This window comes from Micromonospora aridisoli (assembly GCF_056150025.1).
The window spans coordinates 273,467-298,667 of record NZ_JAXCFK010000003.1 but is presented as its reverse complement, the minus strand read 5'-3'; the positions used below and the strand labels follow the sequence as shown (position 1 = coordinate 298,667).

Genomic DNA, 25,201 nt, shown 5'->3' with positions numbered 1-25,201 from the left:
CGTTCTTCCTGCTGACTGTGCCCACGGCCGCAGCAGCACTCCTGATCGCCGACCGCGACATGCTGATGACCTGGGCGAAGATGTGGGTGGCCTTCGGATGTGTGCTTGCGGTACTCGCCCTGATCGGTGAGGCCGATGCCTCAGGTCGGGCGACTGGTTGGAGCGACAGCAACCCGCTCTGGTTGGCCCGGGCAATCGGGTCGCCGCTCGTTGCGCTGCTCTGGCTCGCCTACCAGCGAGCGGTAGGAAGAGCTGCCCTGGCCATCGGAGTGCTGCTGTTCGCCGGCATGTACGCTACCGGCTCCCGGGGGCCGATGGTGGCGTTGATGATCGGGCTGCTGTCGGTGGTCGCCTGTTCGGGGGTGACAGTGCGATTCGTCCGCGCCTGCGCCGTGATGCTTGCCGTCGCGACCGGCCTCTACCTGGCGGTGATGCTCGGGGCGATCCCGACGACGTCCCGCATCGGTGCGACCCTGGTCGACTTCCGTGGCGAACTCGAGGCGTCAGGTCGGGCAGAGTTGGCTCACGCGACGATCGGTGTGATCGCCGAACATCCGTGGGGCGTGGGATTCGGCAACTGGGTGGTCCACGTGCCGCAGCCCGCCTACACGTACCCGCACAACCTGTGGCTCGAATTGCTGGCGGAGAATGGCTGGCTCATCGGTGCGGTGTTTATCGCCACAGTGGCCTGGGTGCTTGTCCGGCTCTGGCGGGCCGCGAGAGCCGCACCGGCAGCAGGGCTCGCTCTGGCGCTACTAGCCGAGGCCATCGCGGTCACCTCCACCGGTGAACTGAATGCCCGAACCTTCTTCTTCCTACTTGCTCTCGGCTATGCGGTCAGTCACTGGGCACCAGGAGTGGCTCGCCGTTGGCACGGCGGGCACCGCCAAGCGTCGACCCGGCGTGATCCGGAATGGCTGGTGCCAGCGGCAGTTGGCCCGACGCGGCGAGCCTCCTCGGCCGGTAGTGCGTGACCCGGTGTCGCCCGGATCGTTGAGGTGGTGGCGGGGCTGGCGGAGCGGCCGCGAAACGATGCCGCCGCTCGGGCAGTAGCCCGACGGCCCGGCCACTGGCAGGCCGACTCCGGTCCCGCCGAATCCGTGACGGCTGGCACGTGGTTCAGCCAGTGTTCGATGGGCGTAAGGACGGCTCTTGAAGATCTCTGTGCTCTCGCCGGTGCACAACGAAGAGAAGTTCATCGGCGAAATGATCGACAGCGTACGTGGACAGTCCTACCGTGACTGGGAACTGCTGTTCGTAGACGACGGCTCGACCGACTCGACCTGCTCTGTCATCGTCGAGGCGGCCCGGGGCGACCAGCGGATCAAGCTGGTCGAGTACGGCCGCAAACTGGGGAAGGTCGCTGCCTTCAACCGGGCGTATGGCGCCTCGACCGGGCAGGTCATCCTGCACGTCGGTGGCGATGACGTGGTGCCGCCCGACTCGTTCGCCCGGCGGGTTTCGGCGTTCCGAAGTCTGGATCCGGCGCAACCAGCGGTCGCCTTCTTCAAGTTGAAGACGTTCTCCGAGAACCCGCGGTTCGCCGACATGGTCCTGCCACGCGGAAGCGCTTCGAGCCGCTCCGGTGGCAGTATCACCATCAACCGTCCGCTGGCCGAGAAGGTGTTCCCCGTCGACGACAGCCTGGCGTGTGAGGACATCTGGTGGGGGTACGCGGCGGAAGATTTGGCGACGACGGTCATCGAGGACCCGCACATAGTGCTCCACTATCGGATCCACTCCGGCAACTCGAACCCACGCGCCTTGTCCTTCAGCCACATGACTCAGGCGACGTATGCCCGGCATCGGTCGTATAAGGCGCTGCTCGACGCGAGGCAACTGAACCTCTCGACGCCGACGCGGGAGCAGCTACAGCGGCTGTGGGAGGCTGAGCAGTTCCGGTACGCCGGAAAGCCACTTCAGGTGCTGCTGCGGACTCGACTGCCCATGGCCGATCGACTCGCCATGGCTTCGGCTGCCAGCCCTCTGCTCTACTCCATCCGATCCCGTTTCTACCGTCAGCTCTCCGGACGTCGCGGACGATAGCTCTTCCACCCCGCCTTCGTGGCCGGCGTGCGCCGGACAAGGGGTGCCCAGTGCGAGACAGCCTGCCCTGGTGGCACCGCTGCCGGGTCACCATCAACGCTCGACGGGCGCGAGCGTTGGAGATGCACCGTCGTCCGTCGGCGCTACCCTCGTTCGCTGTGCGGCGGTCACGACGTGCAGCGAGAGTATCCAGGACGCCCCGTAGGCGAGGCTGGCGGTGAGTCCGAACGCCCACACTGCGACCAGGGCGGGGGCACCGGTCAGGGCGGGAACCGTCACGGCCGCGGCGACCAGCAGCACCCGTCCCACGTCCCATCCGAGTTGAAGACCCTGCCGGCCGAAGACGATCAGGGTCTGTGACAGTGGTGACCCCACGAACTGTGCCCCGACGAACACCGCTAGGGCCTGTGCGTAGACGCCGCTGGTGCGCCATTCGGGACCGAACACCATGGCAAAGGCCCATGGCGCGCCGAAGCCGATGAGCAGTGCTCCGGCACCGGCGACGATGCCGAGGTGACGGCTCGTCCGGAGGAACAGTGCCGATGCGTTCCCGCTGCCCGTACGCGTGGCCTGTGACACCTCGGCCAGATAGACCTGCGCGATCGCCATGCCGATCAGCGCCACCGGTAGGGCCAGCATCCGTTGGGCGAGGCCCAACCAGCCGGCCACCTCCGCACCGTAGTAGAGGGCGATCAGCAGCACGGGGAGCTGGAGACCGAGCACGTTGAGTAGACCGGCCGGTGCGAGGAGCAGCGGAAACCGGCGATGCTCCTTCGCGACCCGCCAGAGGCCGCGCCGCCGTGGGGCAGGTGCCGCTTCGCTGCGGCGCAACCTCGCACCAGGCAGCAGGCTTAACGCACCGATCAGGTGACCCATCCCAAGGCCGAGTGCGAGGCCGCCGGTGCGGACGCCTAGGGTGCCCGCGCCGAGTTGGGTGAGGAGTGTCGCGAGAGCCTGGAGGAAGTTGCGGCGGCCGATCGCGGCGTAGCGCCGGTGTCGGATCGCCACCTGGTTGAGTACCTGAACCGCCGCCATGGCCGCCGCCGTCCACGGCGTCAGCCATAACCAGGTCCGTAACGCCGGATGATCGAACACAGCGGCGACCTCGTCGCGGGTGGCCGCCACCACGGCGGTGGTGACCAGGGCTGTCGCCAGCGTGGTGAGGAGACCGACGAGGGCCAGGTCGTGGGCCTCGCGGTCGTGCGCTGGTAGTGGCACCGCGAGCTCGAACCGGCCAGCCGCGACCGCACTGATGGTCGCGGCCAAGGTGGCAAGCACGGCGAACAGTCCGAAGTCGGTCGGGCCGTAGAGCCGTGCGAGAACCGGCGCGGCGAGCAGGAGCATCAACTGGCCGCCGGCACTTCCCGCCGCGATGCTCAAGACGCCCCGTAGACCTGAGCCCGTCCGGCGGCGACGATGCCGACCCGTCGAGAGTCTCGGCGTGCTCCGTCTCGTCTCCGTCCCCGGTTGACCCATGCCGGTCAGGAAGCGGACTTGGTCGGCTGCGGTGGGTGTACTGCGTAGGCCTTGCGGGGAGCGCCTGTCCAACCGCTCCCCATGGTCGCTGGCGGAGCCCAGCCGTGTTCCCTCTTTCTGTGTGCCGCCGGTCGTCTACCGGGGTCGCCGGCGCGGCTACCCCAGTACCAGAGTCCGAGATAGCTCACGAGGCCGACATTGAGAGGTGTCTCGATCCCGCCGGCGATCCAGGTGCCAAGCACGACGGTGATCCCGGCGAGCCCTACCAGCTGCAGCGAGTTGTATCGCCTGCCGCGCAGCGATCGTTGGGTGAAGTACTGTAGCGCGACACCGAAGAGAGCTGCGAAGAATATCAGTCCGAGAGTGTCGAAGTTGTAGTGGATCGATCCCCACAGTGACGGTGGGGAGGTGCCCCGCGTCGACCCGTAAACCGTGTAGAAGACGTCGGAGTTGAGGGTGCTCCCCCGATGGCCCGGTAGCACGCTCAGCAGTCCGTCGAGCCACTCGCGGCCGTATGCCACAGACAGCGAGGACGTGTGGCGAAAAGCTGCGATACCCGATATTTGATTGTCGTGAAGGAACCGGTTTGTCAGGTCGCTCCAAGCACCGCTCAAGGGACTGGCGGCATCGGTACTTCTGGCGAGAACCGCTGTCGACAGCAGGACAAGCGGCAGACCCAACAGTATCGGTATCACTGCGGCTTTGGGGAGACGCCGTCTGTTGTGCATGTATGCGTAAACGATGGTGGTCAACAGAAAGACCACAAGTGCGCCTCGTTGGCCGGTGGCGAGGAGTGCGAACGCTGCCATCAGGATGAGGCAGATGGAGGCTGCCCTTGCGGCCAACCCGCCATTCTTGAAGGACCATACTGCCACCACCAGGCTCAAGGCCGGAAGAATGGCGTTCTTGAACTGGTTGACGAAGCCCGGAAACAGGTACGTCTCGCCTGCGTACGATTGCAAACGTAGGGTGGCGATATCCTCTGGCGTGCCGTTCAACTGGCCCTGAAGGCCCACCCAGAAAGCACTGTAACCGATGGCGGCGAAGTAGACGAAGGTAACCGTGATGGATGTTGCTACGGCCGCGATGATCCATCCGTTCGGTTTGGTCAGCGACACGGAGTAGCCGTCGGCACTCTTCTTGCCTCGGGTTATTCGTCGGCGTGTAAGCAGATTCGTTAGCATACTGGAGACGATGTAGATGGCGGTGGCCGCCGCCATCAGTTGGGCGTAGAAGAGGTCGACGGTGGAATCACGGTCCACGAGGCGTACGGTGCCGTAGAGCATCAGCAGCTGGCATGCCACGAACAACCCGTCCGGCGTGAGTATCCCGTAATGCCGGACAGCCACCACGTAGTGGATGACGGCGAGCGCCAGGACCGGAAGGAACAAGGTGGCCATCTCAGCTCCACCGATGCCGCGCGCGGTGCAGGTCGTGGATCATCCTCGGCCAGGACGGAGCGCGGTATCCGGTGGTCTGCGCCAAGGCGTCGGCGTTCATGGAGCGGTCGCAGACGAACGAGTCGTGCGGAACAATTGAGCCTCGCCAGCCGTACGCGTCCGCGACCAGCTTGAGCAGCTCGTACTTCGAGATCGGCGACGCTGCCACGTGGTAGAGGCCGGTGAGGTCCTCCCGTGGTATCACCACCGACCGCAGCAGCCGCGCGAACTCGACGGTGGTGACCCCGCTGTAGATCGCCTTCGTGTAGCCGGACACCACCGAGTCCTGGGACAGGAACCAGTCGACGAGAGAACGGTGACCGTTCAATTCGTGTCCGATGATCGACGTACGCAGTGTCAGGGCCGGTGCGAGGTCGACCTCGCCGAGCAGCTTCGACCGGCCGTACAGGTCCGGTGGGTCGGGGATGTCGGTCTCCACATAGCCGCCCCGGTCACCGGAGAAGACGCAGTCGGTGCTGATGTGCACCAGACGCATGCCACGCCGTGCGCACTCCTCGGCCAACTGGTGCGGGAACAGGGCGTTGACCGTGACCGTGTGCACCGCGTTCTGGACCTCGGGCCGCTGCTTGATCACACCCACGCAGTTGATCACCAAGTCGGGGTTGACCTCGTCGAGCAGCCTGCCGAGCCGTCCCGGGACGAGGATGTCCACACCCGTCGTGACCCGGTCGGCGACCGATGGCGGGAGGCCGGCCACGCCGCGTGCCGCGCCGTGCACCTCGACGCCGGGGGCGTCGGGCAGTTCCCGCATCAGGGTGTGCCCGAGCATGCCGGTGGCGCCCAGGACGAGTACCCGTCGCTTCATTGTCGCACCCGCTTTCGGTTGAACCTGTCGCCGCCCTTCGCGGTGGCTGCGGTGAGCAGTTCGGCGAGCACCTGGGCGTTCGCCCCCTCGCTCATGAAAAGTCGGTAGTGGTCGAGACCGGCGCGTCCCATCGCTCGTAGCTGCGCGCGCGGGGTGGTGCGCGCCAGCCGGATGGTCTGGGCCAGCCGCTGGGGGTCGCCCGGTGCGGTGGTGAATCCGGCGCCTGCCTCGCGCACCGCCCGTGCGGCGTCCCCCGGCGCGCAGGACAGGATCGGCTGACCGCAGGCGAGGATGGTCTGCACCTTGCTCGGCATGGTGATCTGGAACAGTGGCTCGTCGGCCAGACAGACGAGCTGGATGTCGGCAGCCGCCATCACGGCGGCCATCCGCTCCGGCGTCACCGGGTCGACGAAATGCACCGTGCGGAGGCCGGATTTTTCGGCCTCGGCACGCAGGGCCGGCTTGCTCACCCCGTCGCCGACCAGCACCAGGTGTACGTCGGTCAGGTCGTGGAGCCGGTCCATCGCCGCGATCGCGACGCCGAGGTCCTGCGCTGGTCCGTGGTTTCCGCCGTACAGCACCACGAAGTCGTCGGGGGACAGGCCCAGGCGGGTACGCAGCTGCGGATCGGGCTCGGTCGGCTGCATGAGCTTCTCGTCGGCCCAGTTGTAGACGACCGACACCTTCTCCGCGGGCACACCCCGCGCCACGACGGTGTCCCGCAGGCCGGGGGAGGGCACGGTGACGTGTTCGGCCCAGCGATAGGTGAGGTCGGTGAACCGGCTCAGCGTTCCCTCCGCGACCCGGCGGGCGAGACCGTCGGTGAGGAAGCCGGTCGCGAAGACCGAGTCGGGCCAAAGGTCCATGACCATCAGCACGTAGGGGGTCCCCCAACGCAGCCGGGCCGCCAGGGCCGCCGTCGCCGCCGTCGCCGGCGAGGAGTACACGAGCGCCACGTCGGCGGTACGCAGCAGCGGCCCGCCCAGCAACGTGGACGACGCCGCCCAGCTCAGGTAGTTGGCGGCGCGGCCGACCGCGGAGCGGTCGTGACTCGGGTGCAGCGGGGTACGCAGCACCCGGAGGCCGTCGACTCGGTCGACGAAACGCCGTCGATGCGGGTAGCCCGGGTGGACGATGCCGGTCGGGTAGTTGGGTACCCCGGTCACCACGTCCACCTCGAAGCCCTGCCGGCGCAGACAGCGGGTGAGACCCAGGGGAATGGGCACCGGCTCCGGTGGGAAGAACTGACTGACCAGCGCGACCCGGGCGGCAACCGGGTCGACGGCCGAACGCCCGGTCACGTGCCGCGTACTGCGGTCGGCTGGCCGACCTCGTCGAGCTGCACGCGAATCTCCGGCAGGGTCAGCAGCAGCGACATGATCTCGGGTACGTCCAGCCGCCGGGCGTTGTGCGAGTGGTAGTCCGCGACGTGTTCCTGCCGGGTGTCACCCTCGTCGAAGTACAGGGCGTAGTTGAGGTCGCGGCTGTCGACCGGTACCCGCAGGAAGTCACCGAAGTCCTCGGCCCGAGCCAGGTCCTCGCGGCTGGCCAGGGTCTCGTACAGCTTCTCGCCGTGCCGGATGCCGAGCACCTCGAACTTGGCCGGCACGCCGAACAGATTGCACAACGCGGTGGCGAGATCGGCGATGGTGCAGGCGTCCGCCTTGCGGATGAAGATGTCGCCCGGCTGGCCGTGCCGGAACGCGTGCTCGACCAGCTCGACGGACTGGCCCAGCGACATCAGGAACCGGGTCATGGTCGGTTCGGTCACGGTCGGCGCGACACCGTTGCGGATCTGGTCGATGAAGAGCGGGATGACCGATCCCCGCGAATACATCACATTGCCGTATCGCACGCAGCAGACCCGCGTCCGTGCCGACGGATTGTTCCGTGCGTGCGCCTGGGCAACCTTCTCCATCAAGGCCTTGGTCATTCCCATGGCGTTGACGGGGTAGACGGCCTTGTCCGTGCTGAGCAGCACCAGGGTTTCGACGCCGTTGCGCTCGCAGGCGTCGACCACGTTGGCGCTGCCGAGCACATTGGTCCGTACCGCCTCCAACGGGAAGAACTCGCAGGACGGGACCTGCTTCAAAGCGGCGGCGTGGAAGACGAACTCCACACCTCGGGCCGCCTTGTGGACGCTGTCGGAATCGCGGACGTCGCCCACGTAGTAGCGCACGCGGTCGTCGCGGAGTCGGTGCCGCATCACGTCCTGCTTGGACTCGTCACGGCTGAGTACGCGCACCTCGGCGGCACCGGCGTCGAGCAGCCGGGAGACCATCGTCTGCCCGAAGGAGCCGGTGCCGCCGGTGATCAAGAAACGACGGCCCGAAAGTGAGGAATCCACATTTCCTCCTGTCTTTCCCTGCTGTCCCCGGGGGAGTTGATGAATCGCATCGAATCGGACCCTACAACTCGACGGGTTGCGGCGAGCTGACAATTGGAGAATCAATCGCAGGAGCAATAAGGTGACGCTTACTCGTAATTCGGCTACGTCACCGTAGGTCGGTCCATTCGTTGAACCTCGGTCCGTTGCCGGCACATTGTCGGAGCCGGCCATGCGAAGGGTGAGGCGATGACGCGGGTCATGACCGTGGTGGGAACGCGACCGGAGATCATCCGCTTGTCCCGGATCGCGGAGCGGTTGGACCGAACGGTCGATCATGTCCTCGTCCATACGGGACAAAACTGGGACCGATCGCTTTCCGACGTGTTCTTCGCGGAAATGCGGATTCGGGAACCCGACCGCTTCCTCCGGGTCGACACTGCTTCGCTCGGGCGGGTGCTCGGCGGCGTCCTCGTCGGCGTGGAGGAGGCGATCCGCGAGCTGCGGCCGGACGCGCTGCTCGTGCTCGGTGACACCAACAGCGCAATCGCGGCGGTCATCGCGCGGCGGATGCGCGTGCCCGTTTATCACATGGAGGCCGGCAACCGGTGCTTCGACCTCAACGTGCCGGAGGAAACCAACCGCTGCCTGGTCGACCATGTCGCCGACTTCAACCTGGTCTACAGCGAGCATGCCCGGCGGAACCTGCTCGCCGAGGGTCTGCACCCACGGCGGATCCTGCACACCGGTTCGCCGATGCGGGAGGTGCTCGACCACTACCGACCCGAGATCGAGGCGTCGCCCATCCTGCACCAACTGGAACTCGAACCCGGCGGGTACTTCGTGGTCAGTGCCCACCGGGAGGAGAACGTGGATGATCCCGCCCGACTGCGGCGGCTGCTCGACTGTCTGCGGGCGGTACGCGCGGAGTGGGGTCTGCCCGTGCTGGTGTCCACCCACCCGCGTACCCGCAAGCGACTGGAGTCACTGACCGACGACGGGACGGACCTGGACGGCATCGCCTTCCATGAGCCGTTCGGCTTCTTCGACTACGTACGCCTGCAGACCCGGGCCCGGTGCGTCCTCTCGGACAGCGGCACCATCAGCGAGGAAGCTGCCATTCTCGGCTTCCCCGCGGTGACCCTGCGGGACTCGATGGAGCGTCCCGAGGCGCTCGACGCCGGGGGGATCATCATGACGGGTCTCGATCGCGACGGCGTCGTCGAGGCAGCCCGGGTGGCGATCGACCAGGTGGCGGCGGCCGGTGTCCCCTGCCCGGCCGATTACCAGGTCACCGACACGTCCCGGCTGGTGGTGAACTTCATCCTGTCCACCGTGCGCCGGCACCACGACTGGGCGGGCATCCGCCGCTGAGCTGAAGCGGCAAGGGCTGGTGACCGATCCGGTCACCAGCCCTTTCGGTACGACGGCTGCTATCGAGGCAGCGGCAGGCCGCCCCGGACGGTCTCGCCGACACGGCCGGCCGGCTCGGTGCAGAGGCGGGCCAGTTCCGCGATGACCTTGGCCGGCTCGTCGAACGGGTCGAGTCCGCTGACCTCCAGCGGGTCGAGCGGGGGCACCGCGACGTGTGACACCAGCGGGTGCAGCGGGCGGGTGTCGGTCTCGCCGGTGCCCAGCAGGTCCTCGTGCAGCTTCTCGCCCGGGCGCAGGCCGGTGTAGACGATCGGCACGTCGCTACCGGCCTGCTCGGCCATCTGCCGGGCGAGGTCGGTGATGCGTACCGGTTCGCCCATGTCGAGCACCAGCGCCTCGCCGTCGCGACCGATCTCGGCGGCCTGGAGCACCAGGTGCACTGCCTCCTGCATCGTCATCAGATACCGGGTCACCTCGGGATGGGTGACGGTGAGCGGGTTGCCCGCCTCGATCTGACGCTGGAAGGCGGTGACCACCGAGCCTCGGCTGCTCAGCACGTTGCCAAAGCGGACGCTCAGGAAGGTGCCCGGGAAGCGTGAGGCGGCGTGGGCGGTGAGCCGTTCGGTGATCCGCTTGGAGTAGCCCAGGACGCTGATCGGGTCGGCGGCCTTGTCGGTGGAGATGTTCACGAACTTCGCCACGTCCTGGCAGGCGTCCAGCACCGACAGGGTGCCCCAGACGTTGGTCTTCACGGCCTCGCCCGGGTGTCGTTCGAGCAGGGTGAGGTGCTTGAGCGCGGCGGCGTGGAAGATGATCTCGGGGCGGCGTTCCCGGATGATGCGCCGGATGGCCTCGTCGTCGCGCAGGTCGGCCAGGATCAGCTCGGGTCCGTCCAGCATCGCCCGACCGTTCAGCGACATCTGGAGCGCGTGCAGCGCCGACTCGTCGCGGTCGAGCATCATCAGCTCGCCCGGGTCGGCCTTCATCACCTGGCGGCACAGTTCGGAGCCGATCGAGCCGCCTGCGCCGGTGACCAGGATCCGTCGGCCGGTGAGGCCGTTGGTGCGTACCGCCATCTCGGTGACCACCTGTCGGCGGCCGAGCAGGTCGCTGATCCGCACGTCGCGTACGTCGGTGACGGTGATCCGGTGGTCGACCAGGTCGCGTACCGGCGGGAGGACCTTGAACGCGGCCCCGGTGTTGAGGGTGGCCTCCCGAATCTGCCGGATCAGCGCGGCGTCGGCGTTGGCGACCGAGAAGATCACGGTGGTGGCGCCGGTGCGGCGTACCGCCTCGGCGACGTCACCGCGCCCGCCGACCACCCGGACGCCGTCGACGCAGAGATCGCGCTTGTCCGGGTCGTCGTCGAGAGCCCCGACGGGCCGGTAGCGGCTGCGCGGGTCGGTGAGCAGCGCGTGAAGGAGGCCCTGGCCGGCGTCACCCATTCCGAACAGCAGCACGGGGGTCGACGAGCGGGCGTCCGGGCGCAGGGCCAGGTCACGGCGGTGCCGGTAGGCGAACCGGGCGGCGAGCATGAACAGCAGGGCGAGCGCGCCGCCGACCAGTGGGGCGCTCGCCGGCACCGGCCGGTCGGGAACCGGGAGTACGCCGAGCAGGATCACCGCGACGGCGGTGAGTGCGGTTCCGGCCAGCCCCTGTACCTCCTGGAGGCTGCCGAGCGGGTGGCGTCCCGAGCGCATCCGGCGTGCCCCCGCCACCGCCAGGTGCAGCCCGGCGGCGAGCAGCCCGCAGCCGGCGGCGCGGGTCAGTTGGCTGGTGGTCAGGGCGAACTCGTAGCGGGTCCAGGCGGCAGCGACGAACCCGCCCACCCAGGCCATGGCGTCGGTGGCGAGGAAAGCCAGGGTGCGCCACCGGATCCTGCTCCGGCGGGGTGTCGGGTCCGGCTGCCGGGTGGTCTGTGTGTCCCGCATCTGCGGCTCCTGTGCTGTCGACCACTTCCGCCCGGGGTGAGCGGAAGGAGCGGTGCGCTCTTGTCCTTGTTACATCCGTGATGAGTGCTTTGCGGGCTTTTCGGCGATTGGTGGCGAATCGCATCCTGCCTGGTGGCCGGTCGGCTGATCGGGCCTGGTGGCCGGGGTGATCAGCGAGCGGGTACGCCCTTGACCACGACACCGGCGGGCACGTCCCGAACCACGCAGGCACCCGCGCCGACGGTGCTGTCCCGGCCCGCCCGCAACCCCTGCAGGACGGCGGCGGTGGTGCCCACGAGCACCCCCTCGTCCAGCCGGCACTCCCCGGAGATCGCGGCCAGCGGATTCACCGACACGTGGTCGGCCAGCTCGCAGTCGTGTCCGACGGTGCAGTTCTGGTTGAGATGCACGTGCCGTCCGAGCGTCACGTTGGTGGTGACCCGGGCCCCGGCGAAGGCAACCAGACCGGGGCCGTGCCGCAGGTCCGGGCCGAGCGTGGCGTCGGGGTGCACGAGACTGGCGGCGGGGATCCCGTAGCGGTCGACCCGCTCGGCGACCGCGCGTCGGACCCGTGGATCGCCGATGCCGATGACGTGGTGGGTGTCGGCGGGCGCCTCGGCGAACCACGAGACCCCGCCGAGGTACGGCACGTCGAGTCGCTGCACCCGCTTGAGATTCACCTCTGAGGGGCGGTCGTCGACGAAACCCAGCACCTGCCAGCGGGGCAGGAGGGCGGCGGTGTTGATCGCGCGGGCGATGCTCAGGACCTCCCGACCGTGCCCGCCGCACCCGACGATGACCAGCGGTACCGTCACGCCGTCGGTACTCTCGTACGCGCCGCCAGGAACTCGTCGATCGCCGAGAGCACGGCGGTGACCTGCCGTTCGTTGAGGGAACTGCCGCTGGGCAGGGTCAGCCCCTCGGCGTAGAGCCGCTCGGCGGCGCCGGTGAGCCGGCTCTCCGCGCCGACGTACGCCGGTTGCAGGTGCATCGGTTTCCACACGGGACGGGTCTCGATGTTCCGGGCCGCCAGGTGGGCGGCCAGGTCCGGCGCGGTCCAGCCGGAGCGTCGCGGATCCACCCGGACGCTGGTGAGCCAGCAGTTCGAGCCGGCGTCCTCGGCACCGATCAGCTCGGCTCCCGGTACCGGGGCGAAGAGCTTGGCGTACCGGTCGCGCAGCCGCCGCCGACGGTCGATCATCCCGTCGAGTCGGACCAGCTGTGCGCGGCCCAGCGCCGCGAGCAGGTTGCTCAACCGGTAGTTGTATCCGGTCTCCCGGTGCTCGTAGTGGGGTACCGGCTCGCGCGCCTGGGTGGACAGGTGCCGGGCCCGGTCGAGCAGCGTCACGTCGTCACCGACGAGCATCCCGCCGCCGGAGGTGGTCATGATCTTGTTTCCGTTGAAGGAGAGGGCTCCCACCCGGCCGAACGAGCCGGCCGGCCGGCCGAGGTGCGTCGCACCGAGCGCCTCCGCGGCGTCCTCGACCACCGGTACGTCGGCGGCAGCGCAGATCGGCAGCAGTGCCGTGTAGTCGGCGCAACTGCCGAACATGTCGACCGGGATCACCGCCCCCAACCGCTCCCCACGCGAGCGGAGTTCCTGGACCAGCTCGGCGACCAGGGCGACGTCGATGTTGCCGGTCCGCAGGTCACAGTCGACGAAGATCGGCCGGGCACCGGTGTAGCGGACCGCGTTGGCGGTGGCGACGAAGGTCAGCGTGGGCACCAGCACCACATCCCCCGGACCGACGCCCAGGCCCAGCAGGGCCAGGTGCAGCGCGGCGGTGCCCGAGCTGACCGCCACCGCACCCCGGGTGCCCACCCGGGCGGCGACCTCCCGCTCGAAGGCGTCGAGATCCGGGCCGACCGGCGCGACCCAGCCGGAGCGCAGCGCCGCGATCAGGTACGACTCCTCCAGCGGCCCGATGTCCGGCGAGGACAGGCGGATGGTGTCGGTCATCGCCGACTCCCGAGGAACTCGGGCATGGTGGCGTTGCCGTCGGCCGAGATGCCGTCCCGGCGCAGCACGGTACCGACGGTGGCGGCCAGGATCGACAGGTCGAGGCGGAGGTTGCGGCTGGTCACGTACTCCACGTCGAGCGAGAGCTTGGCGTCCCAGTCGAGGCTGTTGCGTCCGCGTACCTGGGCCAGTCCGGTGATGCCCGGGCGGACCTCGTGCCGTCGCGCCTGGGTGGGGGAGTACCGGCTCAGGTACTCGGGCAGCAGCGGTCGGGGGCCGACGATGCTCATGTCGCCCCGCAGCACGCACCAGAGCGTGGGAAGCTCGTCCAGACTTGTGGCCCGCAGCCAACGGCCCAGCGGGGTGAGTCGGTCGGCGTCGGTCAGCAGCCCGCGTGCCGGGTCGGGGCTGCGCATGGTGCGAAACTTGATCAACTCGAACGGTCGGCCGTCGCGTCCGATGCGGCGCTGGCGGAACAGCACCGGTCGGCCCAGGCCCATCGCGACCACTGCCGCGACCACCGCCATCAGCGGCGCGGTCAGCAGCAGCAGCGCGGTCGCGAGGACCACGTCGAGCAGTCGCTTGACCGGATCGTCCGGCCGGGTGGGCCGGGGCGGGCGTACCGGCGCGGTCACCGAGGATGCGGGCACCGTTCTGACCTCCGTTAGTCAACCGGGTCATAGCAGACAAACGGGTTGTATCAGACTGTTCACGCGCGGTACCGGAAAATAGCGACAGTCGACACGGATCCCGACACGTCAACCCGCGAAGGTGGGTGAAGGACACGCTCCCCGGCGTGCCGCGTCACCCCGGGTGTGTCGCGTAGTCGCTGGTCAGAGCTCCGCGTCGCCCGCGTCGAGCCGCCGTTGCAACATGATCCGCAGTGGGAGCGACTCTCCGTCGCGGGCACCCTCGCCGACGATCAGCGGGGCCGGATCGGGCTGCGGATCGGCGCCGAGCAGCCGGGCGCGCAGCGAGCGCGGCACGGTCAGCAGGTGGAAGCGACCGTCCACGTCGACCGCCCGGCTGCGCGCCCGGTCGATGTACCAGCCGTACAGGCGGGTCCGGTAGCGGGCGCGACCGTCGTGTGACCGGGCGACGAGCCGGGTGGTCGCCAGGCCGCGCCGCCGCGCCTCGACGACGAAGTCGCTGACCAGCGCCGCCGCCTCCGCCTGCTCGGCCTCCCGGCGCCGCTGCGCGGCGGCCGCGTGCGCCAGCACCGCCTGCTGCCGCACCTCCCGCCAGTCCGGCCCGCCGTCACTCACCACGACCCGACGGTACGCCCATCCGCCCGCCGCCCCTCCCATGCCCCACCCGCTACCACGGGCGCGGTGAGCAACTTCAGGGATACTGCGCTCTCCCGGCGGGTTGAGGCAGCAACATCCCCGAAGTTGTCCGATGTGTTGAACCCGCCGGTGTGTGGGTTGAGGCCCTTTGCTCTGCTTCAACGGGCGCATCGGCCCGGGCGGCCAGCTCCTGTGCGTGGGTTGAAGCAGAGCAAAGGGTGCGAGGGCGGTGTGTGCCGGTGCGATGCCAGCGGCCGGACAGGCGGGACGCGCGCACTGTCTCGCCTGCCTGGGCCGCTGGTGGTGGTGGCGGAGGGTCGCTTCAGAGCAGGCCGGCACGGCGCAGCGCATCGGCCATCGCGCCGTCCGCGGGCGCGGCCGAGCCGCCGCGTCCCTGGCGCACCTGCCCGTCACGTCCCTGGCCGCCGCGTCCCTGCCTGCCCTGGCCGCCGCGGCCCTGGCCGCTCTGCCGGCCACGTCCCTGCTGGTCCGCACCGCCGTCGCCCCGAGCGCCCCGGCCGGCACCCGGCTCCGCCTCGTCCTCCAGGCGCAGGGTCAGCGAGATGCGTTTGCGCGGCACGTCGACGTCCAGCACCTTGACCTTGACCACGTCGCCGGACTTGACCACGTCGCGCGGGTCCTTCACGAAGGTGCGGGACATCGCCGACACGTGCACCAGACCGTCCTGGTGCACCCCGACGTCGACGAACGCGCCGAACGCGGCGACGTTGGTGACGACACCCTCCAGGATCATCCCGGGCGTCAGGTCGCTGATCTTCTCGACACCCTCGACGAAGGTCGCCGTCTTGAACTCCGGGCGCGGGTCGCGGCCCGGCTTCTCCAGTTCGGCGATGATGTCGGTGACGGTGGGCAGGCCGAACGTGTCGTCGACGAAGTCGGTCGCGCGCAGGCCACGCAGGATGGTCGACTTGCCGATCAACGACCGCAGGTCCTGGCCGGTGCTGGCGAGGATCCGGCGCACCACCGGGTACGCCTCGGGGTGCACGCTGGAGGAGTCCAGCGGGTCGTCGCCGTCGGGGATGCGCAGGAAGCCCGCGCACTGCTCGAACGCCTTCGGGCCGAGCCGGGGCACCTTCTTCAGGTCGGCCCGGCTGCGGAACGGGCCGTTGGCGTCCCGGTGCAGCACGATGTTCTCGGCCAGCCCGGCGCCGATGCCGGAGACCCGGGTCAGCAGCGGCGCGGAGGCGGTGTTGACGTCGACGCCGACGCCGTTGACGCAGTCCTCCACCACGGCGTCCAGCGATCGGGAGAGCTTCACCTCGGACAGGTCGTGCTGGTACTGCCCGACCCCGATGGAGCGCGGGTCGATCTTCACCAGCTCGGCGAGCGGGTCCTGCAACCGGCGGGCGATGGAGACCGCGCCGCGCAACGACACGTCCAGCCCGGGCAGTTCCTGTGCGGCGTACGCGGAGGCGGAGTAGACCGACGCACCCGCCTCGGAGACCACCACCTTGGTCAGTTTCAGCTCAGGGTGCCGCTTGATCAGGTCACCGGCCAGTTTGTCGGTCTCCCGGCTGGCGGTGCCGTTGCCGATGGCGACCAGCTCGACCCCGTGGGCGGCGGCCAGCGTGGCGAGGGTGTGCAGGGAGGCGTCCCACTGCCGGCGCGGCTCGTGCGGGTAGATCGTGTCGGTGGCGACCACCTTGCCGGTGGCGTCCACGACGGCCACCTTCACGCCGGTACGCAGGCCCGGGTCCAGCCCCATCGTGGGCCGGGCACCGGCCGGCGCGGCCAGCAGCAGGTCGCGCAGGTTGGTGGCGAAGACCCGCACGGCCTCCTCCTCGGCCGCCTGCCACAGCCGCATCCGCAGGTCCGCGCCGAGGTGGATGAGGATCCGGGTACGCCACGCCCAGCGCACCGTGTCGGCGAGCCAGCGGTCGGCGGGCCGGCCCTGATCGCTGACCCCGAACCGGCCGGCGATCGCGGCCTCGTAGCGGGTCGGTCCGGTCACCACCGCGTCGACGTCCCCCTCGGCCTCCGGGTCCATGGTCAGGTCGAGCACGCCCTCCTTCTCACCCCGGAACATGGCCAGGATGCGGTGCGAGGGCAGCTTCGGGTACGGCTCGGCGAAGTCGAAGTAGTCGGCGAACTTCGCCCCGGCGCTCTCCTGTCCCTCGCGTACCCGGGACACCAGCCGGCCCCGCGACCACATCTGCTCGCGCAGCGTGCCGATCAGGTCGGCGTCCTCGGCGAACCGCTCGATCAGGATGGCCCGCGCCCCGTCCAGCGCGGCGGCGGCGTCGGCCACCCCCTTGTCGGCGTCGACGTACGCCGCCGCCACCGAGCGCGGATCCTGGGTGGGGTCGCCGAGCAGGGTGTCGGCCAGGGGCTCCAGCCCGGCCTCGCGGGCGATCTGCGCCCGGGTCCGCCGCTTCGGCTTGTACGGCAGGTAGATGTCCTCCAGGCGGGACTTCGAGTCGGCCGCCATGATCTGTGCTTCCAGGGCCTCGTCGAGCTTGCCCTGGGAACGGATGGACTCCAGCACCGCCGCGCGCCGCTCGTCCAGCTCGCGCAGGTACCGCAGGCGCTCCTCCAGGGTGCGCAGCTGGGTGTCGTCGAGCAGGCCGGTGGCCTCCTTGCGGTAGCGCGCGATGAACGGCACCGTGGCGCCGCCGTCGAGCAGCTCCACGGCCGCGCGTACCTGACGCTCGGCGACGCCGAGTTCCTCGGCGATCCGCTGATGAACAGAGAGGGTCACGATGTCGCTCCGCCTTCGGGTGTGGGTTCCGTGGTGCATTCTGCCGGGCTACCGTGGCGATCATGGAACCACCTGTGGAGCCCCGGGCGCGCCGCCTCTTCGGCGGCAGCGCGCGGGCCCTCGGCGACCTCGCGACCAGCCCGTTCCGGGCCGACCGGGACCGCATCGTCGGCTCGCCGTTCTTCACCCGGCTCGGCGGCGTCACCCAGGTGGTCAGCCCGGGCGGGTCCGGGCTGCTGGTGCACAACCGGCTCACCCACAGTCTCAAGGTCGCCCAGGTGGCCCGGGCGATCGCCGAACGGCTCGCCGCCGACGGACACCAGCGTGACCTGGTGGAGAAGCTGGGCGGCTGCGACCCGGACGTGGTGGAGGCGGCCGCACTCGCCCACGACCTCGGTCACCCGCCCTTCGGGCACCTGGGGGAGCGGGTGCTGGACCGGCTGGCCCGACACCGGCTCGGCCTGACCGACGGGTTCGAGGGCAACGCCCAGTCGTACCGCATCGTCACCTCCACCGAGATCCGCGGCGCGGCCACCACCGGCCTGGACCTGACCGCCGCGGTGCGGGCGGCGATGCTGAAGTACCCGTGGACCCGGTTCGACCACCCCGACCCGCACCCGCGGCTGATGGACCCGCCGCCGCGCGGTGCGACCCCGCCGCCGGACGACCCGGACAGCGGCTCGGCGAAGTTCGGGGCGTACCGCACGGAGTTGGAGGACCTGCGGCAGGCCCGGGCACCGTTCGCCGGCCGGATCGCGGACTGGCAGCAGACCGTCGAGGCGTCGGTGATGGACACCGCCGACGACATCGCGTACGCCATCCACGACGTGGAGGACTTCTACCGGGTCGGTGTGCTCCAGCAGGGAGCGGTGGCCGCCGAGCTGATGGCCTGGCAGCGCGAGGGTGGTCACCTGCGGGCGATCACCGACTCCGCGCTGGCCACCTCGGCCCGCCGGCCCGGCTCCTCGATCGAACGGCTCCGCCGCCAGCTGCACCACAAGGACGCCTGGATCGCCGACGACGAGGCGTTCGCCGCCGCCGTCGAGCACGTCCGGGAGGAACTGGTCGAGGGGCTGCTCGCGTTGCCGTTCGACGGCTCGATCGAGGCGGAGCAGTACGTGGCCCGCTTCTCCGCCCGGTGGACCACCCGCTTCGTGGACGCGATCACCGTCGTCGAGCAGCCCGCCGTGCGTTCCGGGCACGTGCTGCTGGCCCCGGCCCAGTGGCACGAGGTGCAGGTGCTCAAGTTCGTCCACCACCGGTTCGTGCTGGCCCGTCCCGACCTGGCGCTGCACCAGCGTGGTCAGGCCCGGCTGCTCGACACCCTGGTCGAGGCGCTGCGGGAGTGGCTGCTCGACCCGGAGGAGGAGTCCCGGCTGCCCCGCCGGCTGCACGACCTGGTGGAGCTGGCCGAGGCGGAGCTGCATCCGCGCACCCCGGACCGGATCGGCAAGGCGCGCGGCCGGGCCATCGTGGACTTCGTCGCCCAGCTCACCGACAGCCAGGCGGTGGCGATGCTCGACTCCCTCTCCGGCCGCTCCGGTGCCCTCTGGACCGACGCGTTCGTGCTGTGAAAGGAAGGGGCCCTTGTTAACGCCTGGTGTATAGGAAGGGGCCCTTCCTAACATCGATGCGAGGTCAGGCGACGGCCTGCCACCAGCCGTCGACCGGTGGCGGGTCGTCGACCACCACCCGCTCGCCGGGGCGCGGCACGGCCAGCCGCACGTCGCGGGCCTTGGCCTCGGCCCAGAGCCGGTCCACCGGCTCGGACCAGTCGTGGATGGCGAGGTTGAACGTCGCCCAGTGCACCGGCACGAACAGCCCGCCGCGCAGATCCAGGTGGGCCGTCACCGCCTCCTCCGGGAACATGTGGATGCCCGGCCAGGCCTGGTCGTACGCGCCGATCTGCATCAGCGTGACGTCGAACGGCCCGTGCGCCGCGCCGATCTCGGCGTACCCGGCGAAGTAGCCGGAGTCCCCGGTGTAGTAGACGCGCCGATGGCGGCCGGCCACCGCCCAGGAACTCCACAGCGTGTCGTTGCGGCGCAGGCCCCGTCCGGAGAAGTGCTGGGCGGCGGTGCAGGTGATCTCCAAGCCGGCGACCCGGTGGGTCTGCGACCAGTCCAGCTCGACGATGCGCTCCGGCGGGACGCCCCAGCGGTCGAGGTGGGCACCCACCCCGAGCGGGACCAGGAAGGGCGCCGACTGCCGGGCGGTCAGTTCCCGGACCGTGCCCATGTCGAGGTGGTCGTAGTGGTCGTGCGAAATCAGGATCGCGTCGACCTGGGGCAGCTCGTCGAGGCGTACCGGCGGTTCGTGCAGCCGGCGCGGCCCGACCGCCGTCGACGGGGAGCACCGGTCGCTCCACACCGGATCCAGCAGTACCCGCCGTCCCTCGATCTCGATCAGGGTGGAGGCGTGGCCGTACCAGACGATGTTCAGCTCGCGTTCCGGGTCGATCCCGGTCTCGGCGGACGGCCGCAACAGCGGCACGGGTGCGCTCGGCCGCCGCTTCTGCTTGCCGAAGAGCAGCTCCCGGAACAGGTTGCGGTCCGAGGAGGGCACCATCGTCCGGGTTTCGGTCGGATTTTGGAACGTGCCGTTCCGGAACTGCGGTGACCGGGCCGCCCGTTCGGCGCGGGCACCGCGCAACCGGCCGCCGAGAGCGGCCGGCACGTTCCGGGCCGCCCAGGCCAGGCCGGCGAGCCCGGCCAGCGCGGCCAGTCCCGCCACCGATCCGGTGATCCGTCGACGCGACGTACGTCCGGTCGGCTCGTTCGGCGCCCGCATGGTCCCCCCTCTGGTTGATGCCGAGAACACGGTAGCCGTCGCCGGCCCGCTTCAGTTGCCGTTGTTGGGGCGGTGGGTGGGTGCGCGGTGGGCGGTGCCGCTGCCGCCGAGACCGGCGGTCAGGTCCAGCACCCGCCGGCCCCACCGGGCCCGGGCCTGCACGGCGGGGTGGGTGGCGCCGAAGTCGTCCGCCCCAGCCTGACCGTCGGCGAAGAAGGCGTACGTCACCAAAGGAACACCGAACGTGTCGAACATCACGCCGGCCTCGTGCCGCGCGTCGGTGAACCAGCCGGCCTTGGTGGCGACGCGGGCCCGCTCGGCGGAGGACATCTCGCGCCGTACCCCGTCGGTGAACGCCACCGGCGCGCGCAGCAGCCGCAGCACGAACCCGGTCGACTCGGGGGCGAGCAGGGTGCCACCGACCAGCTCGCGCAGCAGATCGTGGGTCTCCCGTGCCGTGCTGGTGCCCAGGAGGAACCGGTTCGGGTCGGCCACGGGCTGTACCTGGGTGTTCGGGAAGCCCTTCCCGGCCAGGATCTGGTTGACCTCGGCGGCCGGACAGACCAGCCCGCAGAGCCGCACCGCGGTGTCGTCGGAGACGGTCAGCAGGTTCGCCAGGGCGTGGCCGATGGTGACCAGGCTGGGGTAGGCGCCGTCCAGGCCGAAAATGCCGTCACCGCCGGGTACGACGATCGCGGCGGTCACCTCCACCCGCTGGTCGAGGGTGAGCAGGCCCCGGTCGACCTTGTCCAGCACCGCGACCGCCACGGCGATCTTGTTGACGCTGTACGCCTCGATCCGCCGGTCCGCCGACTCGCTCGCCGAGATCAGCGGCCCGTCCGGGCCGGCCAGGCTGACGTACACCTGCCAGTTGCCGCCGGCCCGGCGGCGCTCGCGTCGAAAGACGGCGGCGATGCGGGACGCGACGGATCCCGCATCTGCCGTCACGGAGCCAGGACGACCTTGATGCAGCCGTCCTGCTTCTTCTGGAACATCTCGTACGCCTGCGGCGCCTGCTCCAGCGGCAGCCGGTGGGTGAGCAGGTCGGCCACGCCGAGCGGGTCGGCGTCGGTGAGCAGGGGGATGATCTCGTCGGTCCAGCGGCGTACGTGGCACTGGCCCATCCGCAGCTGGATGCCCCGGTCGAACATCTCCATCAGCGGCATCGGGTCGACCTCGCCGCCGTACACCCCGGAGATGGAGACGGTGCCGCCCCGCCGGACGGCCTTGATCGCCGCCTTGAGCACCACCAGCCGGTCCACCCCGACCTTGTCGATCATAGGTTGGGCGAGCTTGTCCGGCAGCAGGCCGGCGGCGGCCTGGCCGAGCTTGCCCAGCGGTGCGCCGTGCGCCTCCATGCCGACCGCGTCGATCACCGCGTCCGGCCCGCGCCCGTCCACCAGGTCGATCAACGTGCCCGGCACGTCGTCGAGCTGGGAGACGTCCAACACCTCCACACCGTGCCGGCGGGCCATCTCCAGCCGCTCCGGCACCAGGTCCAGACCGATCACGCGGTCCGCGCCGAGGTGCCGGCCGATGCGGGCGCAGAACTGGCCCACCGGCCCCAGCCCGAAGACGGCGAGGGTGCCGCCGCGCGGGGTGTCGGCGTACTTCACCGCCTGCCAGGCGGTCGGAAGGATGTCGGAGAGGTAGAGCCACCGCTCGTCCGGGCCGTCGGTCGGCACCTTGATCGGACCGAACTCGGCGTACGGGACGCGGAGGAACTCCGCCTGCCCACCGGGCACCGAGCCGTAGAGCGAGGTGTAGCCGAACAGCGAGGCGCCCTTGCCCTCGGCGGTGACCTGGCTGGTCTCGCACTGCGCGTAGAGCTGCCGCTGGCACATCCAGCAGGACCCGCAGGAGATGTTGAACGGCACCACCACCCGGTCGCCGGGCTTGAGCCGGGTGACGCCCGGCCCGACCTCCTCGACGATGCCCATCGGCTCATGGCCGAGGACGTCACCGGGCTTCAGGTACGGCCCGAGCACCTCGTACAGGTGCAGGTCGGAGCCGCAGATGGCGGTGGAGGTGATCCGTACGATCGCGTCGGTCGGCTCCTCGATCCGCGGGTCGGGCACCTCCTCGACCCGTACGTCCCGCTTCCCCTGCCAGGTCAGTGCCCGCATGTCGACCCCTCCTCCTCGCCGCTGTCCGGTAGCTGGACTGCTACCCGCACCAACGGCCTTCAACCGACCGCCGCGCTGCCGGCCAGCACCTCCCACAGGGTTGATCATGAGGTTGGCGGCAGTGGTTGATCTTCAAAGTGCCGCCAACCTCATGATCAACGGAGGCGGGGAGGGAAGGGGGAGGGCGAGGGAGGAGGAGGGGTGGTCAGGTGCCGGGGGTGTCGGCGTGGCGGGTGGTGGCTGCCAGGTAGTCGCGGTTGAGGCGGCCGATGGTGGTCAGCGGGATGCCCTTCGGGCAGACCACGGTGCACTCCCCGGCGTTGGTGCAGCCACCGAAGCCGGCCTCGTCGTGGGCGTCGACCATCCCGATCACCCGCGTGTAGCGCTCCGGCTGGCCCTGCGGCAGCAGCGAGAGCTGGGTGACCTTGGCGGCGGTGAACAGCATGCCGGAGCCGTTCGGGCAGGCCGCCACGCAGGCGCCGCACCCGATGCAGGCGGCGGACTCGAAGGCGGAGTCCGCGTCGGCCTTGGCAACCGGCACGGAGTGTGCCTCGGGCGCGCTGCCGGTGGGTGCGGTGATGTACCCGCCAGCGGCGATGATCTTGTCGAAGGCGTTGCGGTTGACCACCAGGTCCTTGATGACCGGGAAGGCGCGTGCCCGCCACGGCTCGATGTCGATGGTGTCGCCGTCTTTGAACTGCCGCATGTGCAGCTGGCAGGCGGTGGTGCCGCGCTGCGGACCGTGCGCGTCCCCATTGATCATCAGGCCGCACATGCCGCAGATGCCCTCGCGGCAGTCGTGGTCGAAGGCGATCGGCTCCTCGCCGGAGAGGATGAGCCGCTCGTTGAGCACGTCGAGCATCTCCAGGAACGACATGTCCGGGGAGACGTCGTCGACCTGGTACGTCACCATCCGGCCCTTGTCCTCGGGGCCGGACTGGCGCCAGATGCGCAGGGTCAGGTTCACTTGTAGCTCCGCTGCGTGGGGTGGACGTATTCGAAGTTCAGGTCTTCCTTGTGCAGCACCGCCGGCTCGCCCGTGGCGGTGAACTCCCAGGCCGCGACGTACGCGAACCGGTCGTCGTCGCGCTGGGCCTCGCCCTCGGGAGTCTGGTGCTCGGCGCGGAAGTGGCCGCCGCAGGACTCCTCCCGGTGCAGGGCGTCGACGCACATCAGCTCGGCCAGCTCGAAGAAGTCGGCGACCCGGCCGGCCTTCTCCAGCGACTGGTTGAGCCCCTCGCCGTTGCCCGGCACCCGTACCCGCTGCCAGAACTGCTCGCGCAGGGCGCGGATCTCGTCGATGGCCTTGCGTAGTCCGGCCTCGGAGCGCTCCATGCCGCAGTGCTCCCACATGATCTGGCCCAGCTCACGGTGGAACGAGTCCACCGTCCGGTCGCCGTCGATCGCGAGCAGCCGCTGGATGCGGTCCTCCACGTCGCGGCGTGCCTGCACGGCCGCCGGGTGGCTCGCGTCGACCTTCTCGAACGGGCCGGCGGCGAGGTAGTTGGCGATCGTGTTGGGCAGCACGAAGTACCCGTCGGCCAGGCCCTGCATCAGCGCCGAGGCGCCGAGCCGGTTCGCGCCGTGGTCGGAGAAGTTCGCCTCGCCGATGACGAACAGGCCGGGGATGGTCGACTGGAGGTCGTAGTCGACCCAGAGGCCGCCCATCGTGTAGTGCACGGCGGGGTAGATCCGCATCGGAACCTCGTACGGGTCCTCGCCGGTGATCCGCTCGTACATCTCGAAGAGGTTGCCGTACTTGGCCTCGATGGCCTTGCGGCCGAGCCGGTCGATGGCGTCGGCGAAGTCGAGGTAGACCCCGAGCTTCGTCGGGCCCACGCCCCGTCCCTCGTCGCAGACGTTCTTCGCGGCGCGGGAGGCGATGTCCCGGGGCACCAGGTTGCCGAAGGACGGGTAGATCCGCTCCAGGTAGTAGTCCCGCTCGTCCTCGGGGATGTCGCGGGGAGCCCGGTCGTCGCCCTTGGCCTTCGGCACCCAGACCCGGCCGTCGTTGCGCAGCGACTCGCTCATCAGGGTCAGCTTCGACTGGTGGTCGCCGGAGACCGGGATGCAGGTCGGGTGGATCTGCGTGTAGCAGGGGTTGGCGAAGTACGCGCCCTTGCGGTGCGCCCGCCAGGTGGCGGTGACGTTGCAGCCCTTGGCGTTGGTGGAGAGGTAGAAGACGTTGCCGTAACCGCCGGAGGCGAGCACCACCGCGTCGGCGAACTCCGTGGTGATCTCGCCGGTGACCATGTCGCGGACCACGATGCCCCGGGCCTTGCCGTCGACGACGATCAGCTCCAGCATCTCGTGCCGGGCGTTCATCTCCACGTTGCCCAGGCCGATCTGCCGCTCCAACGCCTGGTACGCGCCGAGCAGCAGCTGCTGGCCCGTCTGGCCCCGGGCGTAGAAGGTGCGCTGCACCTGCGCCCCGCCGAAGGAACGGGTGTCCAGCAGGCCGCCGTACTCGCGGGCGAAGGGCACGCCCTGGGCCACGCACTGGTCGATGATGTTGGCCGAGACCTCGGCCAGCCGGTGCACGTTCGACTCGCGGGAGCGGAAGTCGCCGCCCTTGACGGTGTCGTAGAAGAGCCGGTGCACCGAGTCGCCGTCGTTGCGGTAGTTCTTGGCGGCGTTGATCCCGCCCTGCGCGGCGATGGAGTGGGCCCGGCGGGGGCTGTCCTGGTAGCAGTACGACTTGACCCGGTAACCCTGTTCGGCGAGCGTGGCGGCCGCGGAGCCACCGGCCAGGCCGGTGCCGACCACGATCACGGTCATCTTGCGCCGGTTGGCCGGGTTGACCAGCTTGGCCTCGAACCGGCGGCGCTCCCAACGGGTCTCGATCGGGCCGTCGGGGGCCCTGGTGTCGGCGATCGGGTCGCCCTCGGTGAACAGATCCATG

General features: G+C 69.9%; 19 protein-coding genes and 1 pseudogene. 4 read left to right on the top strand and 16 right to left on the bottom strand.

Features of this window, described 5'->3' with window-relative positions:
- The first annotated feature begins 17 nt into the window (after positions 1-17).
- Together SM447_RS08350 and SM447_RS08345 are read left to right on the top strand one after the other, a co-directional pair.
- Positions 18-974 carry an O-antigen ligase family protein gene (locus SM447_RS08350; RefSeq protein ID WP_474572156.1) on the top strand — a complete coding sequence of 319 codons (957 nt, stop codon included), beginning with the start codon at positions 18-20 and terminating at the stop codon, positions 972-974.
- A 178-nt stretch (positions 975-1,152) separates the two neighbouring features.
- Positions 1,153-2,046 carry a glycosyltransferase family 2 protein gene (locus SM447_RS08345; RefSeq protein ID WP_474572155.1) on the top strand — a complete coding sequence of 298 codons (894 nt, stop codon included), beginning with the start codon at positions 1,153-1,155 and terminating at the stop codon, positions 2,044-2,046.
- 93 nt (positions 2,047-2,139) lie between these two features.
- On the opposite strand, the gene SM447_RS08340 is transcribed toward SM447_RS08345, so the two are convergent.
- The 5 genes from SM447_RS08340 to SM447_RS08320 all read right to left on the bottom strand — a co-directional run bounded on the left by SM447_RS08340 (position 2,140) and on the right by SM447_RS08320 (position 8,134).
- Positions 2,140-3,426, bottom strand: coding sequence for a lipopolysaccharide biosynthesis protein (locus SM447_RS08340; protein ID WP_474572154.1), 1,287 nt, complete (start codon positions 3,424-3,426; stop codon positions 2,140-2,142).
- Positions 3,427-3,527: 101 nt separating this feature from the next.
- A complete protein-coding gene (locus SM447_RS08335) occupies positions 3,528-4,922 on the bottom strand; it encodes an O-antigen polymerase (RefSeq protein WP_474572153.1) in 1,395 nt (464 codons plus the stop codon).
- Between the two features lies 1 nt (position 4,923).
- Positions 4,924-5,787 (bottom strand): dTDP-4-dehydrorhamnose reductase family protein, encoded by an 864-nt coding sequence (locus tag SM447_RS08330; RefSeq protein WP_474572152.1) that lies wholly within the window; start codon positions 5,785-5,787, stop codon positions 4,924-4,926.
- Positions 5,784-7,088 (bottom strand): glycosyltransferase family 4 protein, encoded by a 1,305-nt coding sequence (locus SM447_RS08325; RefSeq protein ID WP_474572151.1) that lies wholly within the window; start codon positions 7,086-7,088, stop codon positions 5,784-5,786. Before SM447_RS08325 ends, SM447_RS08330 begins: the two co-directional genes overlap by 4 nt.
- The gene (locus SM447_RS08320) at positions 7,085-8,134 is read right to left on the bottom strand and encodes a polysaccharide biosynthesis protein (protein WP_474572150.1); all 1,050 of its coding nucleotides are present in this window, start codon (positions 8,132-8,134) and stop codon (positions 7,085-7,087) included. The genes SM447_RS08325 and SM447_RS08320 overlap by 4 nt, the downstream gene beginning before the upstream one ends.
- Before the next feature lie 228 nt (positions 8,135-8,362).
- On the opposite strand from SM447_RS08320, the gene wecB reads away from it, so the two are divergent.
- Positions 8,363-9,487 (top strand): non-hydrolyzing UDP-N-acetylglucosamine 2-epimerase, encoded by a 1,125-nt coding sequence (gene wecB, locus SM447_RS08315; RefSeq protein WP_474572149.1) that lies wholly within the window; start codon positions 8,363-8,365, stop codon positions 9,485-9,487.
- 59 nt (positions 9,488-9,546) lie between these two features.
- Here the strand turns inward: wecB and SM447_RS08310 are convergent, their stop codons facing one another.
- From SM447_RS08310 to SM447_RS08285, 6 genes and pseudogenes are all read right to left on the bottom strand, one after another.
- Complete coding sequence (locus SM447_RS08310; protein ID WP_474572148.1) at positions 9,547-11,418, bottom strand: polysaccharide biosynthesis protein; 1,872 nt, start codon at positions 11,416-11,418, stop codon at positions 9,547-9,549.
- Positions 11,419-11,588: 170 nt separating this feature from the next.
- A complete protein-coding gene (locus SM447_RS08305) occupies positions 11,589-12,233 on the bottom strand; it encodes an acetyltransferase (RefSeq protein WP_474572147.1) in 645 nt (214 codons plus the stop codon).
- The gene (locus tag SM447_RS08300) at positions 12,230-13,378 is read right to left on the bottom strand and encodes a DegT/DnrJ/EryC1/StrS family aminotransferase (RefSeq protein WP_474572146.1); all 1,149 of its coding nucleotides are present in this window, start codon (positions 13,376-13,378) and stop codon (positions 12,230-12,232) included. The genes SM447_RS08305 and SM447_RS08300 overlap by 4 nt, the downstream gene beginning before the upstream one ends.
- Positions 13,375-14,028, bottom strand: a complete 654-nt coding sequence (locus SM447_RS08295) for a sugar transferase (protein ID WP_474572145.1) — start codon at positions 14,026-14,028, stop codon at positions 13,375-13,377. The genes SM447_RS08300 and SM447_RS08295 overlap by 4 nt, the downstream gene beginning before the upstream one ends.
- Positions 14,029-14,211: 183 nt before the next feature.
- Positions 14,212-14,646, bottom strand: coding sequence for a hypothetical protein (locus SM447_RS08290; protein WP_474572144.1), 435 nt, complete (start codon positions 14,644-14,646; stop codon positions 14,212-14,214).
- Between the two features lie 340 nt (positions 14,647-14,986).
- A pseudogene (locus tag SM447_RS08285) lies at positions 14,987-17,447 on the bottom strand (Tex family protein).
- Here SM447_RS08285 and SM447_RS08280 point away from each other — a divergent pair.
- Positions 17,446-18,957, top strand: a complete 1,512-nt coding sequence (locus SM447_RS08280) for a deoxyguanosinetriphosphate triphosphohydrolase family protein (protein ID WP_474572143.1) — start codon at positions 17,446-17,448, stop codon at positions 18,955-18,957. The pseudogene SM447_RS08285 and the gene SM447_RS08280 overlap by 2 nt on opposite strands.
- A 64-nt stretch (positions 18,958-19,021) precedes the next feature.
- On the opposite strand, the gene SM447_RS08275 is transcribed toward SM447_RS08280, so the two are convergent.
- The 5 genes from SM447_RS08275 to SM447_RS08255 all read right to left on the bottom strand — a co-directional run bounded on the left by SM447_RS08275 (position 19,022) and on the right by SM447_RS08255 (position 25,200).
- Entirely contained in the window at positions 19,022-20,173 is a 1,152-nt protein-coding gene (locus SM447_RS08275) for an MBL fold metallo-hydrolase (RefSeq protein ID WP_474572142.1), read from the bottom strand.
- A gap of 51 nt (positions 20,174-20,224) precedes the next feature.
- Entirely contained in the window at positions 20,225-21,121 is an 897-nt protein-coding gene (locus SM447_RS08270) for a serine hydrolase (RefSeq protein ID WP_474572141.1), read from the bottom strand.
- Complete coding sequence (locus SM447_RS08265) at positions 21,118-22,299, bottom strand: zinc-dependent alcohol dehydrogenase (protein ID WP_474572140.1); 1,182 nt, start codon at positions 22,297-22,299, stop codon at positions 21,118-21,120. Before SM447_RS08265 ends, SM447_RS08270 begins: the two co-directional genes overlap by 4 nt.
- A 205-nt stretch (positions 22,300-22,504) precedes the next feature.
- Positions 22,505-23,266 carry a succinate dehydrogenase/fumarate reductase iron-sulfur subunit gene (locus SM447_RS08260; protein WP_474572139.1) on the bottom strand — a complete coding sequence of 254 codons (762 nt, stop codon included), beginning with the start codon at positions 23,264-23,266 and terminating at the stop codon, positions 22,505-22,507.
- Complete coding sequence (locus tag SM447_RS08255; RefSeq protein ID WP_474572138.1) at positions 23,263-25,200, bottom strand: fumarate reductase/succinate dehydrogenase flavoprotein subunit; 1,938 nt, start codon at positions 25,198-25,200, stop codon at positions 23,263-23,265. Before SM447_RS08255 ends, SM447_RS08260 begins: the two co-directional genes overlap by 4 nt.
- Between the last annotated feature and the right edge of the window lies 1 nt (position 25,201).

Bases quoted from the DNA above. Each gene is read 5' to 3' on its own strand.
- SM447_RS08335 (WP_474572153.1), bottom strand. From the start codon at position 4,922: ATGGCCACCTTGTTCCTTCCGGTCCTGGCGCTCGCCGTCATCCACTAC.
- SM447_RS08330 (WP_474572152.1), bottom strand. From the start codon at position 5,787: ATGAAGCGACGGGTACTCGTCCTGGGCGCCACCGGCATGCTCGGGCAC.
- wecB (WP_474572149.1), top strand. From the start codon at position 8,363: ATGACGCGGGTCATGACCGTGGTGGGAACGCGACCGGAGATCATCCGC.
- SM447_RS08310 (WP_474572148.1), bottom strand. From the start codon at position 11,418: ATGCGGGACACACAGACCACCCGGCAGCCGGACCCGACACCCCGCCGG.
- SM447_RS08300 (WP_474572146.1), bottom strand. From the start codon at position 13,378: ATGACCGACACCATCCGCCTGTCCTCGCCGGACATCGGGCCGCTGGAG.
- SM447_RS08280 (WP_474572143.1), top strand. From the start codon at position 17,446: ATGGAACCACCTGTGGAGCCCCGGGCGCGCCGCCTCTTCGGCGGCAGC.
- SM447_RS08275 (WP_474572142.1), bottom strand. From the start codon at position 20,173: ATGCGGGCGCCGAACGAGCCGACCGGACGTACGTCGCGTCGACGGATC.
- SM447_RS08265 (WP_474572140.1), bottom strand. From the start codon at position 22,299: ATGCGGGCACTGACCTGGCAGGGGAAGCGGGACGTACGGGTCGAGGAG.
- SM447_RS08255 (WP_474572138.1), bottom strand. From the start codon at position 25,200: ATGGATCTGTTCACCGAGGGCGACCCGATCGCCGACACCAGGGCCCCC.